Raw genomic sequence first — 14148 nt, 5'->3', positions numbered from 1 at the left:
CGCACGATTAATGAAGTTTAGAAATAGAGATTAGTTTATAATATAATCTTATCATATTTATAATCTTCTCTGCGTGCGTAATATATTAAATATTAATTTTAGTAAGCTATATTTTTTATTGCATACATTAACTCAGAATTTCTTTTATAACATTCTTTGAATATCTCATAATATTCAAAGTAAATTTTCACATTCTCATTAATCGGAGTTATAGGTCTATCATTATAAGTTATAATGTTTTTTAAAGCTTCTTCATAACTTTGATACTCTTTATTCGCAACAGCCGAAGTTATAGCCGCCCCCAATGCAGCCTGCTCTTTAGTTTTTGAAACATAAATTTCTCTATTTAAAATATCAGCCTGAATCTGAAGCCATACATCACTATAAGATCCTCCTCCAGAAGCTATTAATTTACTGCATTCCATATTTAAATCATCAGTCAAAATTATAAAACAGTCTTTTAAAGAATATACTACTCCCTCCATAACAGATCTTAAAATATGATATCTATCATGACTTAAAGTTAATCCTAAAAACATAGCAGAAGCATTACTATTCATATAAGGAGTCCTCTCTCCAGCTAAATAAGGAAGAAATATTATTCCATTGCTGCCTGCTTTTATATCTTTTACTTTTAAATCTATATCTTTAAAAGTTTCACCTGCATTGCAAAAATTATTCTTAGCCCATTTCAATGCTAAACCGGAAGATAAAGCAGCACCTAAATAATACCAAGTATTTGGAAATAAAAAATTAAATGTATGAGAAGCCATATTCTTTTTATCATAAACAGGTTTATCTATAGGCATTAAAATTTGTCCGCCTGTACCTATAGTAATTGATGCAGTATTTGTATTTATTATGCCGTTGCCTATAGCCTGCATAACTTGATCAGCCCCTCCATAAGAAACTTGTATGCCCTTTTTTAATCCTGTTTCTTTACTTGCCTTTTCTGTAATAGTACCAGATACTTCATAAGGATAAAAAATATCAGGAAAAATATTTATATCTAAACCTAATTTTTCTATTATGTAATCATACCAACAAGATTTATTACTATCAAAAACTCCTGAAGCAGCCGCATCTGTTATATCAGAGGCAATGATGTTTGTTAATTTATATCTTATATAATCTTTAGGAAGTATTACCTTATCAATATTTTTATAAATATGAGGCTCATTATTTTTTATCCAAAGCAAAGAAGGAAGTAAAAATCCTGCAGCTATAGGACTATGATTTATCTGCATTATATTTTCTAAACCTATTTTAGTGTTTATGTACTCAATCTCTTTAAGGCTCCTTGAATCACACCATAATATAGCTTTTCTCAAAGCATTTCCATTTTTATCTAAAGCCACAAGTCCATGCATTTGTCCGGAAAAGCCTATTCCCTTAATATTATAATTTGAATCTATTTTTACTAATTGCTTTAAAGAATCTTTTATTGTAAATACAGTGCTTTCCCACCATACATTAACATCCTGCTCTGCAAAATTGTAATAAGGTTTATCAAAATCATAATCTTTTTGAGATAATGCTGCTGTTTTTCCATTTGATGTCATTATTAAAGTCTTTACAGATGAAGTTCCTAAATCTATACCAATATAGTAATTCATAATTTTCTCCTAATATATATAAATAATATACATTAAAATTAGTTTATTAAAAGCAATATTTTTAATTGATTTTTTTAATAAAAGTATTATAATAAAAAACTGTGTAATTGTTTACATAACTATTTTTTTATTAAAACGAGGTGTTACATGGAGTTAAAAGATTATATAAGAAATATTCAAGATTATCCTAAAAAAGGAATACTTTTTAGAGATATCACTACTTTACTTCAAAATAAAGATGCATTCAAATATGCAATAGATAAAATGGCAGAACAAATAAGTAATGAAAAAATAGATTATATAGTCGGAGCAGAAAGCAGAGGATTTTTAATAGGTTCAGCATTAGCCTATAAAATGAACTGCGGCTTTATCCCTGTAAGAAAAAAAGGAAAACTTCCTTATAAAACCATTTCAGAAGAATATGCTTTAGAATACGGTACAGATACTCTATATATGCATGAAGATGCTATTAAAAAAGGTGAAAGAGTTTTAATAGTTGATGATTTAATTGCTACAGGAGGTACTGCACTTGCTATGATAAAAATGGTTGAAAAATTAGAAGGCATAGTTGTAGGCTCATCTTTTTTAATAGAATTAAAAGAATTAAACGGAAGAAAAGAAATAGATAAATATCCTATTAATGTTGTTATACAATACTAAATAATATTACTCTTTATAAGTTATTGACTTTTAACATTTTTTATTATAGAATATAGCAAAAATTATTAAAAAAATTATCGAAATAAATACATTTTAAGGAGATATAAAATATGTCATCTATTAAACCATTAGCAGATAGAGTACTTCTAAAAGTATTAGAACAAGAAGAAAAAACTTCAAGCGGAATACTTCTTCCAGATACAGCTAAAGAAAAAACACAAAAAGCAGAAGTTATAGAAGTAGGCGACAGCGAAGATATAAAAGTAAAAAAAGGCGATATAGTTATATATGATAAATATGCTGGTATTCAAATAAAAGAAGGCGATACAGAATATTTAATAGTAAAAAATGAAGAGATAGTTGCTCTTATAAAATAATTAATAGCTATACAAATAAAAAATAAAGAACACTAATCTTTAAAAAAGATGGTGTTCTTTTTTTACAATTATTATTTTCAGCAGTTATTAATATTGTTAATAAAACTTTTTCGTATCATAAAGAATTAATAAGGTTAAATAATATAAAAATTATATTATTTAATTTTATTAATTTGTTCGATAATTAATAAAAATCATTAATTTCATATCTTTATCAGGAGATTTTTATAAATGCTAAAATATTTCATAATATTTCTTGCAATATTAAATATAGTGTATGCTCAAAATAATACAACTAACAAAGATCCTGAATATAAATTTACTTATGAAAAAGAAAATAATTTTATCATATATAATGAAACTAATGAATCAGATGAAACAAATACACAAAATGAAATATCTATAATGCTTGAAAGAAGAGGATTTCCTCTTGTTAATAGATTGGTGAGATTCACATCATTAAACCCTGATATGTTTGATTTTGAAATAGATGAGGATCAAAAAGAAGAAATACTTTTAAAAGAAATAGATGAAAATGCAGATGCTCAATTAAATACTAATGAAGCAGTTAATATGTATACTAATATATATGTTGTTCCTACCGATGAAAATGGAATAGCAAAAGCTAAATTAAATTTAAAAAATCCTGGGAATGGTATTGTACTTATGCATATACTTTATGTAGGTTCAACGGGAAATACTAATATATCCTATGAAGAATATGCTTATGTAAATATAAAAGAAGAAAAAGGAAATAGAATATCTTCAAAATTATTAATAGGTGATACTGATAATTTAAATATTAAAAGTTCAATATTAATAACATCAACTTTATTTCCAACTCTGTTTTTGGTATCTATAGCATTAATATTTATAAGCTACTTTAAACATATATATGAAGAATATAGAAATAGTAAATCAAAAATTATAATATATACTTTCTTCGGCTTTGCCTCTATTAAAAAGAACTTCACACTCATGATATTGATAATATTGACAGAGTTATTAATATCAGCTTGTTTTCTGCTTTTAGACAGTTATATTTTTTCTGTTATACTTATAGTATTTTTTATAGCAGGATTCTTAATGAAAAGAGAAAAAATATATGCTATAGCTTTTTTTATTCTTGCATGTATTTCGACAATATATTTATATCTTGAAACATTTGCCATTCATATAGGCAGTGAATATATATTTAATAATACAGTTATGGGAAACCCAATATTTGTATTCTTTTTCTTTTTAATACTTACTGCCTTAGCAGGAGGAATATATATACCTATATGTATATTAATATTATATCAAACTGTATTTGTTATGAGTAATTTATCTTTAGTGGCAGCTTTAATAGGAATATTTATATCTTCTATTCTTTATATTGTTATAGTAAAAAAAGATATACCTTTTCTATTTCTATATAGACTTAATTTATTAAAAATAAAAGATAATAACAGGTAATGTATGATTTTTGATTTATTAAGAGATTTAGAATTGCTTTTATCTGATATAGTTTTCAGCGGTATAAACAATATAGATTACAGCACTATAGAAAAAATAGAAGTTTTAGCAAAAAAATTCGAAAAAATTTCTATGGAAAACATAAAAAATTTATTAATAGAATTTATAGATTCATTAAAAAAATACAAATCAGAAAAAGATAAAAAAACAAATATTAAGGAAGTATCAGATAATATTGCCAAAATAGAATTCTATATAAGAAATTCTTTATCTTATGAATAAAATTATTCTATCTTTTTATATATCTTTCCATTTCTCTATCTAAAGTTTTTCCCTTTAGAGTCTCTCTTTTATCATGAAGTTTTTTACCTCTTGCCAAAGCTAATTCTACTTTAACTTTTCCTCTTGAGAAATACAATCTAACAGGAATTAAAGTAAGCCCTTGTTCCTTTATTTTTCCGTATAATCTCCTTAATTCTCTTTTTTTCATCAATAGCTTTCTTTCTCTTAAAGGTTCATGATTATTTCTATTTCCGAAATGATAAGGTGATATATGCATATTAACTATAAAAAGCTCTCCATTCTTTTTAAAAGAAGCATAACTGTCAGCCATATTAACACTTCTTTCTCTAAGAGATTTTAGTTCAGTACCAAGCAAAACAATGCCCGCTTCAAATTTCTCTATAAGCTCGTAATTGAATAGAGCCTTTTTATTTCTTACTATCTCTCCAGATGAAATAGCATTACTGCCTGATTTTTTATCCTTTTTACTAGCCATAATACATTACCATAATTTAAGTATATAGATTATACTAAAATTAATCAATTTGTCAATTCTAAACTTAAAAGTAAAAAATAGAAGGTATTAAATACACCTATTATTAAAAAGTAAATATTAATGATTATTTAATATATTATTCATATCATTTATTTATTTTTCTTGTGCTGCTACTATCCTATTTGCAATTTATTTTATCATCTTTAGTGTATTCTAATATCTTCTTTGAAACATCAAGAGATGCCTGATGATGAGGTATCATATTAAATAAAAAATCATCATCAATATTCTTAGTTTTTTGAAATGGCTGTTCCATCATAGAAGCGTGCATTAAGTCTATAATTTCAGAGCCTTTAACATTCATACTATCCATAGAATGCGATGAATGATTATCTATATTGAAGTTTTTTGTCCGCATGATATTATAAAAGCATACATTAAAGCAATCAATATTGTTATAATTTGTTTCATTTTATATCTTTTAATTTTATTTAAGTTTAATAACTTGGTAATATAATCAAAGGTAAAAATAATATTTATTGATACTAATCGTCATCAAATATAGGTTTTTGTATTATTGTTATAGTCTTATTTATCTTATCAGAATTGCCGAAATATGCCTTAACAAATGGTATTGAAACTATATTATTATTTTCTTTCAATTTAATTTCAAATACATAATTTGAAGGAAGACTGTATAAATCTGTTATCTCACCATAAATATTATTGTCAGTATCTATGATTTTATATCCGATTAATTCAGCCTCATAAAAAGTATCATCATCTAATTGAGGCAAATATGAAGAATCTATAAATATATCAAGCCCTATTAATTTTTCAGCCTCTTCTATAGTATTTATATCTTTTAATTGAAACACAAAAGATTTGTTCTTCTTTTTAACATTTAATAGAGTAAATGTCTGATTATCAATTATAACAGGTATATTTTTATTTAAAATAGGAAGAGAGGCAAAATAACTCTTATCAGAAAAAGCAATTTCTACCTCTCCTTTTAAACCATGTAAACCTGTGATTTTGCCGTAAAAAAAAATCAATTGTCAATAATCTCAAGCATTACACGTTTACCACTTTTCATGGAAGCAGCAAAAAGAATAGTACGCAATGCATGAGCAATACGACCTCTTTTACCTATAATTTTACCTATGTCGCTTTGGTTCACTTTCAATTCCAGAATCGTACTCTTCTCACCTTCAATAACCTTAACACTCACACCCTCAGGCTCATCCACTAACTTTTTAGCCAAATACTCAATAAGCTCTTTTTCTTCCGTCATAGCACACTCCTTTATATATTATAGACGTAATTAAGCTTCGCTTTTCTCCTCAGTAGATTCAGGCTTAGCTTGTTTACGATGTTTGCGCCTTTTTTCAGGATTTTTCAATGCTCTTTTTTTCTTTCTTTCAAGAGGAGCACCTTTATCTTTTTCCATCAAGCCTTCTTTGACAAGAATGCTTTTTACTACATAAGTCGGCTGTGCACCATTAGAAAGCCATTTTTTTAAGCCTTCTACATTCAACTTATATAATACATCTTTAGCTTTAGGGTTAAACCAACCTAGCTCTTCAATAAAACGACCATCGCGTGGGAAACGAGCATCTGCAGCCACTATACGATAATGAGGCTCATGTTTGCGACCTATACGTTTTAATCTTAATTTTACCACCTTTCTTTTCCTCCAAGTTTATTTACATTAATTTGTTTAAATCATCTATAGACATACCCATACCCTCTAGGGACTTTGCGAGCTTATCCATCTTTTTAGTACTGCCCATCATGTTTTTCATCATAGTAAACTGTTTTATTAACTGATTTACATCATAAACACTTTGACCGCTTCCTTTGGATATTCTCATTTTTCTTGAATTATTCAAAGGAAATAGGGCTAATCTTTCTTTTTTAGTCATTGACTGTATAATAGCTTTATACTTTTTAAATTTTTCTTCTTCACGGCTTAGAAGTTCAGTATCTACATTAGCCATACCCGGAATCATAGAAGTCATTTTGCTAAGACCGCCCATTTTAGCAGTAGCTTCAATTTGTTTTAAGAAATCATTATAATCAAAATTATTTTCTATAACTTTCTGAAGCATTTCCTGAGCTTCTTTTTCGCTTATAGCGGCACGGGCTTTTTCTACTAATTTTACTATATCGCCCATACCAAGTATTTGTCCTGCTACTCTCTTAGCATCAAATACATCAATATCATCTAAATGCTCACCTACTCCGACAAACTTAACAGATGAACCGGTAGCATATTTTAAAGATAAAGCTGCACCGCCTCTAACTCCGGAATCAAATTTTGTAAGTATAACACCATTAATTCCAATGTTATTTTGGAAACTTTTTGCAACATCATAAACACTTTGACCTGCTGTAGAATCAACTACTAATAATTTTTCAGTAACATTAGCAGAGTTTACAACGCGTCTTAATTCAAGCATCATTTCTTCATCTATCTCTAAACGTCCTGCAGTATCCACTAATATCATGTTATACTGCTCTTTTTTAGCGATTGAAAGTGCTTTTTTAAGTATTTTATATGCTTTTTTTTCTTTAGTATCTATATGATAAGGAACGCCTACTTCTCTAGCTAAAACGGCAAGCTGCTCCATAGCTGCAGGTCTGTGAACATCAAGACCAACCATCATAACTCGTCTTTTATCTTTATAGTATTTTGCTAATTTAGCTGTTGTAGTAGTTTTACCTGAACCCTGCAAACCAAATAATAATGTAATAGTAGTTTTCTCAACAGGTTCTAATTTTAAACCGCTTTCACCCTCACCTATCATATTAACCAATGTATCATGAACATCAGCCACAAATTGATTAGCAGGCTCTACGCCCTCTAATTTTTCTTTACCTATAGCTCTGTTTGTAGCTTCTTCAAGAAACTTATCAGCAGCTTCTAAAGATACATCGGCAGAAAGCAAGGCTTCTTTTATAGTTAATAGACTATCTGTTATATCCTTATCTGTAAGGACTTTTTTTCCTTGTATTTTAGAGAATACATTAGATATAGATTTAGTTAAATTACCAAACACTAAAAAACAACCTTATAAATATATTAATTCCTAGTAATATTATACATAATATATTTTAAAAGTCAATATTTATAAAAAATTATATATAATAACAAAATAATTATTCAATACATTTCAAACATTATTATCAATTTAATTTAAGTTTTCTGCTTAAAGCATTACTTATATCTTTAGTACCGCTTGCTCCTACAGATGTTAAGAAGAATTTTTTATTCATCAATTTTTCATCTATAACATTATTAACTAGTTTTAAATCTACTTTATCTATTATATTATAAAGCTCTTTAAATGAAATATATTTGGATGTATATAATTCATGCCTTGCATTTTTATTCATTATAAATTTCTCACTAAATTTACTAAATGCCATAGAACCTTTATAGCTCTCTTTAGCCTCTTCAAGCTCTTCTTCTGATATTCTTTCATTAACTAATTTTTCTATTTCATAATATATACTTTCTATAGTCTGAGCATATTTATCCAAACTAGTAGAACCATGTATCTCAAATGTACCACCGTTTATAAAGCTGGAATTATAACTGTATATATTATAACAAAGTCCCTTATTTTCTCTTATTGATTGAAATAATCTTGAATAGGAACTTCCTCCGAATATATCATTAACTATATTCATAGCATATCTTTTTTTATTATCGCATGCATTATATGAAGGTGTTACAAGCGAAAAATAAACCTGATTAATTTCCTGTTTTTCTTTAGTTATAGTTTTATAATAAAAAGGAAGATCATCATTAACTGTTCTAGTTCCTTTTTCTAATTTTATTTTTTCAAGTCTGTCTACGGCATAATCAATATCAAAATTTCCGGCTATAGATATAATTAAATTATTAGAATTAAAATGCTCTTTAAAATAAGAATAAATTTTTTCTCTGCTTATTTTTTTTATATTATTGATATTCCCTCCTATAGGAAAACTCATAGAAGTGCCTTTATAAGCAGCAGCAAAAAATTGATTGGCTGATATTTCTTCAGGAGTATCATTTGACATTTTAAGCTCTTCAATTATAACTTTTTTTTCTCTGTTTATATCATCTTCTCTGAAAGCAGAATAAAGCATAATATTTTCCAAAGTATCAACTGCTCTGTCAAAATATTTAGATATTATATTGATATAAAAAGAAGTTAAATGTCTTGAAGTAAAAGCATTGAATATACCGCCAACCCCTTCTATATTTCTAATAAGTTCTTTTGCACTAATTTTATCAGTGCCTTTAAAAAGCATATGCTCTATAAAATGAGTATATCCGTTTTCTTCTTTTTTTTCATTGGCACTGCCTGTTAAAAATAGAAAGCCTATAGAAACAGTATCAAGCATCGGCATTTTTTCTAAAACAACTCTTGTACCGTTTTTTAATGTTAATCTTTTTACCATATTTTTTCCACAAATATTTTTTATACTAATAATATTATATATTAATTTTATTATTTTTTACAGTGTAATGAATAAGATTTTTTATATAAAAAAACCCTATTTAAATTAATAAACAGGGTTTAAGTATTATATAATCATTAAATTTATTTTTTATATTTATTAATGGAAGAATGTAAGGAGTATACCCATAACAATAGCACCGGATATTATACCTGAAATATTAACTGCCATTGCATGAAGAAGCAGACAGTTAGATGAACTATTTTCCTGTCCGTAAACATGGGCTCCCCAAGCAGGAACAGGAAAAGCACTTAAACCTGCAGAACCTATTATAGGATTAACTTTACCGCCTGATAATATATTAATAACTTTAGCAGCAATTATACCTATTGTAGTGCTTAATATCAATGACAATAATCCGAAAGCAAATATCATCACTGTATTTAATGTCATAAAATATTCAGCTGAAGCAGAAGAGCCTATTGCTATTCCTATAAGCATAGTAAGTATTTCTGTTAAAGATTTCTGCAAACTAACTGAGAAATTTTTTATAATATCTGATTCTCTCAAAATACTTCCAAATAAAAGAGCAGCTATAAGAGGAAATGAGTTTGCTAAAAATATTCCGCAAAGCCCCATAGCAATAACGGCAAATATAATTTTCTCTCCTCTTGAAACCTGTCTCAAATAATTCATAGGAATTTTTCTTTCTTTTGCAGTAGTTAAAACCTTTGTAAGTCCTGACTGAAGTAAAGGAAGAAGCTCCATATATAGATATGCAGCCATAACAATAGCGGCAAAATATCTAGGCTCTGTAATGAGAGAAGTCATATACATAGCCAAAGATCCGTCAGCAGCGCCTATAATCGAAGTAGCAGCAGATAAATCTTCACCTAAATTCAAAGAACTCATAATATAAAATACTATAAGTATTCCAATCTGAGAACTAGCACCTATAAAGAAATTTTTAGGATCTGCAAGCACAAGTCCTAAATCTATCATAGTACCAACTGCAAAAAATACCAATACAGGATAAACTCCGCTGTCTGCACCGCTATGAATTAAACCCAAAAAACCGCTTACTACATCTTCTGTCATTTTAGGAAGAGGCATATTAGCAGCTAATATTGCAACTCCCATAGGAAGAAGAAGCAAAGGTTTTTTCTTATAATATATAGACATATATATAAGATATGCTCCTAAAAGCATCATTATAACTTGGGCTAAAGTCGGCGGATAAAAACCTGTAAATAAATTGTTAAAATCCAAACCTAAAGCGTTATTCATATTCACCCCTTTATATTACTTGATTTGTAATATAACCTGACCCTCTACAACTGAAGAACCCTTTTCAACATGTATAGATTTTACTTCTCCTGATGCAGGAGCTGTAATTTCATTTTCCATCTTCATAGCTTCTAATATAGCTACAACCTGACCTTCTTGTACTTTATCTCCTACCGCAACATTAAATGATACTATAGTGCCGGGCATAGTTGCTTTTACTGATATAGCATTCTCATCTATTGGTACTGCCGGAGCTGCTGCAGGTTTTGGTGCTGCAACAGGCTTAGGTGTATTTACCGGAGCATTAACTATAGTAGATACTGTTTTATTTGAAGCTACGGCTCTTATCTCCTCTACTGATACATCATAAGTTTTTCCATTAACTGTGATTTTATATTGCTTAGTCATAATATTATTCTCCACAAAATGTTTTTAATTTATAATTAAAAAATTCTAATCTATAACAACTTTAGTTATAAGACTATCAATCTTTTATTAATAAAAATAGATTGCTTACTCTGTGATACTTTTAATAAAAATATACAGCTTTTTTAAGCTAACTATTTTTTATATTACTACATTATCATTTTAATTTATTTACTCTATCCACCATTCCCCATATAGGAGTCTTAGATTCTTTAATAGATGTAATAATAAATTTATTATTAGACATACCTGTATAAGCTGATATTGAAGCTGTAAGAACCGCAACAAGTTCAGTATCATCTATTAAATCCTCTTCTTTAGTTTTGCTTTCCTCTACTACTTTTATAATTTCTTCTTCTTTTTTTATATTCCTAGTTTTGAAAATCATTCCCAAAACTAAAGACAATATATAAAAAACTAAAGCAACTATAAAAACAGACATTATACCAAATATGGTAATAGCTGAATTATGTTCCATTCAATTCTCCTTAATATCTAAAATTAAATTTATAGAGGTATATTGCCATGTTTTCTAGGAAGTCTAGTTTCTCTCTTGCTTGCTAAAATATGCAATGCATTAATCAAATAGCTTCTAGTATATTCCGGCTCTATTACATCATCTACATAACCTCTAACAGCAGCTCTGTAAGGATTAGCAAATTCTTTTTTGTATTCTTCTATTTTTTCAGCTCTTACTTTTTTAGGATCATCAGCTTTATCTATTTCTTTTTTAAATATGATATTAGCAGCACCATCCGGTCCCATAACAGCAATCTCAGCAGAAGGCCAAGCATAAACCATATCAGCACCCAAATGCTTAGAACACATAGCAATATAAGCTCCCCCATAAGACTTTCTTATAATAAGAGTAATTTTAGGAGCAGTAGCCTCTGAATAAGCATATAAAAGTTTAGCACCATGCCTAATAACACCATTATGCTCCTGTCCTACACCCGGTAAATATCCTGCAGTATCAACTAATGTGATAAGAGGAATATTAAAACTATCGCAGAAACGAATGAATCTTGCCGCTTTATCTGCTGCATTAATATCAAGTACACCCGCCATAGAATTAGGCTGATTAGCTATTATACCAACAGACTTTCCATCAAGACGGGCAAAACATATAACTATATTAGTAGCAAATAAAGGCTGAAGCTCAAAAAACTCTCCATTATCAACCACTCTTTTTATAATCTCTTTTATATCATAAGGTTTATTTGGGCTGTCTGGAAGAACATTAGATAATTCTTCATCTGCTCTGTTAGGATCATCGTCTGTATTCTCTAAAGGCACATCTTCCAAATTATTCTGAGGTATATAAGATAATAATTTCTTAACACCTTCTAATGTAGAAACCTCATCAGGGAACATCAAAGAAGCAACACCTGAAGTTTTACTATGAACATAAGCTCCTCCAAGCTCTTCAGCAGAAACCTGTTCTCCTGTAACCGCTTTTACTACCTGAGGACCTGTTATAAACATATTAGAGCCTTTATCAGTCATAAATATGAAGTCCATCAAAGCAGGTGAATAAACAGCTCCTCCTGCACAAGGTCCCATTATAACACATATCTGAGGTATCACTCCGGAAGCCTGAACATTTCTGTAGAAGATATCACCATATCCTCTTAAAGAGTCAATACCCTCTTGTATTCTAGCTCCGCCTGAATCATTAATACCTATACAAGGGCAGCCTAATTTTATAGCCATATCCTGCACCTTACAAATTTTAGCAGCATGCATTTGTCCTAATGAACCGCCTATAACAGTAAAGTCCTGAGCATATATACATACCTGTCTTCCATTTATTTTACCGTATCCTGTAACTACACCTTCTCCGGCAACTTTATTTTTTTCCATACCGAAATCACTGCATCTATGCTCTATAAAAGCATCTATCTCGCAGAAAGTACCTTCATCTAAAAGATGTAATATACGCTCTCTTGCTGTTAATTTACCTTTTTTATGACGCTCTTCATTTTTTTCTATGCCACCGCCTTCTTCTATTTTTTCTTTTCTTTTTCTTAATTCATTGATTTTTTCTTGCATATTTCTTTAAGTCCTTATTAGATTTTTTATCTAACTATTAGATTTTAAACAAAAATTTAAATGACTAGTTAAAGAAACATATAACTATTTCTTATTTATTGCAATGGTATTTCATAACTTTTGTATGTTTTAACAATTTAGTCGAATGTTAAAAAATACAAAAAATACTTGAAAAAAGTTAGAATATACTTACAATTATAACAAAGTAAATATTTAAATTATGTTATAACATATAGAATAAATAAACAAAAAACAAATTATATATAGTTTATTTTTTATATTTATAATTTTATATAGATGTATAAATTTTATTTAGGAGAAAATAATAAAATGAAAAAATTAATTATAATAACAAGTATATTAATAATGAGCTTAAGCAGCGGATTAATGGCTAAAACAGGATTCAGTTTAGGTTTGATTATTCCTATTGGTGCAAGCTTCAGCGGTTTCACAGGAAATGATGCTTCAAGTTTAAAATCCGATGCCGGTTTTGAATTTGGTATTCATGTTCAGCCTGCTTATTACTTAGGATTTCAATATTTATCACTTGGTTTAGGTTTAGACTTAGGATATAACAGAGATGCATTTGCATTCAAATCTGCAATTGATGAAAAATCCAAAGGCGGAGTAACTTTTGACAGCTTAATGATAGGTGTTTTGCCTAGAATAGATATTGCTTTTGTATCTATAGGTGTAGGTGCAGGAGTAAAAATACCTTTAGCAGGAAGCAGTTATTTCAGAGAAAGCGACGGCGGATATCAATCTCAAGGATATGATTATAAAAAACTTAAAGATAATTTTAAAAATCCATATATACCTTATGTGAAGGCTGTAGTTGATTTCTTATTGCCTTTAAATATAGTTGTGGGTGCATATTTTTCTTATGATATACCTTTAATTGAAACTACAAATCCTACTTTAAATGTAAAACTTTCATCTTTTGATTTAGGTGCTGAAATTGGTTTAAGATTCTAATTAATATAAAATAATATTTTGGGAATGCTTATATATAAAAGCATTCCCATTTTTTATAAGCTGA

At 28.4% G+C, this 14148-nt stretch carries 17 protein-coding genes; 5 read left to right on the top strand and 12 right to left on the bottom strand.

Features of this window, described 5'->3' with window-relative positions:
* Positions 1–98: 98 nt before the first annotated feature.
* A complete protein-coding gene (xylB, locus tag BHAMNSH16_RS08825; protein WP_008727588.1) occupies positions 99–1616 on the bottom strand; it encodes a xylulokinase in 1518 nt (505 codons plus the stop codon).
* Positions 1617–1763: 147 nt separating this feature from the next.
* Here xylB and BHAMNSH16_RS08820 point away from each other — a divergent pair, with 147 nt between their 5' ends.
* The 4 genes from BHAMNSH16_RS08820 to BHAMNSH16_RS08805 all read left to right on the top strand — a co-directional run bounded on the left by BHAMNSH16_RS08820 (position 1764) and on the right by BHAMNSH16_RS08805 (position 4393).
* On the top strand, positions 1764–2276 hold the full coding sequence (locus tag BHAMNSH16_RS08820; protein WP_008722119.1) for an adenine phosphoribosyltransferase: 513 nt from the start codon (positions 1764–1766) through the stop codon (positions 2274–2276).
* 110 nt (positions 2277–2386) lie between these two features.
* Entirely contained in the window at positions 2387–2653 is a 267-nt protein-coding gene (locus BHAMNSH16_RS08815) for a co-chaperone GroES (RefSeq protein ID WP_008722116.1), read from the top strand.
* A gap of 231 nt (positions 2654–2884) precedes the next feature.
* Positions 2885–4111 carry a hypothetical protein gene (locus BHAMNSH16_RS08810; protein WP_069731621.1) on the top strand — a complete coding sequence of 409 codons (1227 nt, stop codon included), beginning with the start codon at positions 2885–2887 and terminating at the stop codon, positions 4109–4111.
* Between the two features lie 3 nt (positions 4112–4114).
* Positions 4115–4393, top strand: a complete 279-nt coding sequence (locus BHAMNSH16_RS08805) for a hypothetical protein (RefSeq protein WP_008726600.1) — start codon at positions 4115–4117, stop codon at positions 4391–4393.
* Positions 4394–4400: 7 nt separating this feature from the next.
* Here BHAMNSH16_RS08805 and smpB read toward each other — a convergent pair whose 3' ends face one another.
* The 11 genes from smpB to BHAMNSH16_RS08750 form a co-directional block, all read right to left on the bottom strand.
* On the bottom strand, positions 4401–4889 hold the full coding sequence (gene smpB, locus BHAMNSH16_RS08800) for an SsrA-binding protein SmpB (RefSeq protein WP_008726602.1): 489 nt from the start codon (positions 4887–4889) through the stop codon (positions 4401–4403).
* Between the two features lie 178 nt (positions 4890–5067).
* On the bottom strand, positions 5068–5307 hold the full coding sequence (locus tag BHAMNSH16_RS08795; protein WP_241033591.1) for a DUF305 domain-containing protein: 240 nt from the start codon (positions 5305–5307) through the stop codon (positions 5068–5070).
* A 127-nt stretch (positions 5308–5434) separates the two neighbouring features.
* The gene (gene rimM / locus BHAMNSH16_RS08790; RefSeq protein WP_008726604.1) at positions 5435–5944 is read right to left on the bottom strand and encodes a ribosome maturation factor RimM; all 510 of its coding nucleotides are present in this window, start codon (positions 5942–5944) and stop codon (positions 5435–5437) included.
* Positions 5941–6183: a KH domain-containing protein gene (locus BHAMNSH16_RS08785; protein ID WP_008726607.1), complete on the bottom strand. Its 243-nt coding sequence runs from the start codon at positions 6181–6183 to the stop codon at positions 5941–5943. Before BHAMNSH16_RS08785 ends, rimM begins: the two co-directional genes overlap by 4 nt.
* A 30-nt stretch (positions 6184–6213) precedes the next feature.
* On the bottom strand, positions 6214–6573 hold the full coding sequence (gene rpsP, locus BHAMNSH16_RS08780) for a 30S ribosomal protein S16 (RefSeq protein ID WP_008726609.1): 360 nt from the start codon (positions 6571–6573) through the stop codon (positions 6214–6216).
* 22 nt (positions 6574–6595) lie between these two features.
* Positions 6596–7951: a signal recognition particle protein gene (locus tag BHAMNSH16_RS08775; protein ID WP_008726611.1), complete on the bottom strand. Its 1356-nt coding sequence runs from the start codon at positions 7949–7951 to the stop codon at positions 6596–6598.
* A gap of 127 nt (positions 7952–8078) precedes the next feature.
* Positions 8079–9344 (bottom strand): M16 family metallopeptidase, encoded by a 1266-nt coding sequence (locus BHAMNSH16_RS08770; protein WP_069731623.1) that lies wholly within the window; start codon positions 9342–9344, stop codon positions 8079–8081.
* 159 nt (positions 9345–9503) lie between these two features.
* A complete protein-coding gene (locus BHAMNSH16_RS08765) occupies positions 9504–10631 on the bottom strand; it encodes a sodium ion-translocating decarboxylase subunit beta (protein WP_069731624.1) in 1128 nt (375 codons plus the stop codon).
* A 15-nt stretch (positions 10632–10646) separates the two neighbouring features.
* Positions 10647–11039, bottom strand: a complete 393-nt coding sequence (locus BHAMNSH16_RS08760; protein ID WP_008726616.1) for a biotin/lipoyl-containing protein — start codon at positions 11037–11039, stop codon at positions 10647–10649.
* Between the two features lie 175 nt (positions 11040–11214).
* Positions 11215–11535 (bottom strand): OadG family protein, encoded by a 321-nt coding sequence (locus BHAMNSH16_RS08755; RefSeq protein WP_008726618.1) that lies wholly within the window; start codon positions 11533–11535, stop codon positions 11215–11217.
* Between the two features lie 29 nt (positions 11536–11564).
* Positions 11565–13109 carry an acyl-CoA carboxylase subunit beta gene (locus tag BHAMNSH16_RS08750; protein WP_008726621.1) on the bottom strand — a complete coding sequence of 515 codons (1545 nt, stop codon included), beginning with the start codon at positions 13107–13109 and terminating at the stop codon, positions 11565–11567.
* A 330-nt stretch (positions 13110–13439) separates the two neighbouring features.
* On the opposite strand from BHAMNSH16_RS08750, the gene BHAMNSH16_RS08745 reads away from it, so the two are divergent.
* A complete protein-coding gene (locus BHAMNSH16_RS08745) occupies positions 13440–14084 on the top strand; it encodes a hypothetical protein (RefSeq protein WP_008726623.1) in 645 nt (214 codons plus the stop codon).
* Positions 14085–14148: the final 64 nt, after the last annotated feature.

Origin of the sequence: Brachyspira hampsonii (assembly GCF_002214805.1) — a bacterium.
Lineage (GTDB): Bacteria > Spirochaetota > Brachyspiria > Brachyspirales > Brachyspiraceae > Brachyspira > Brachyspira hampsonii.
Note: the sequence above shows the minus strand (reverse complement) of the source record. Positions and strands in the feature narration are given on the sequence as shown.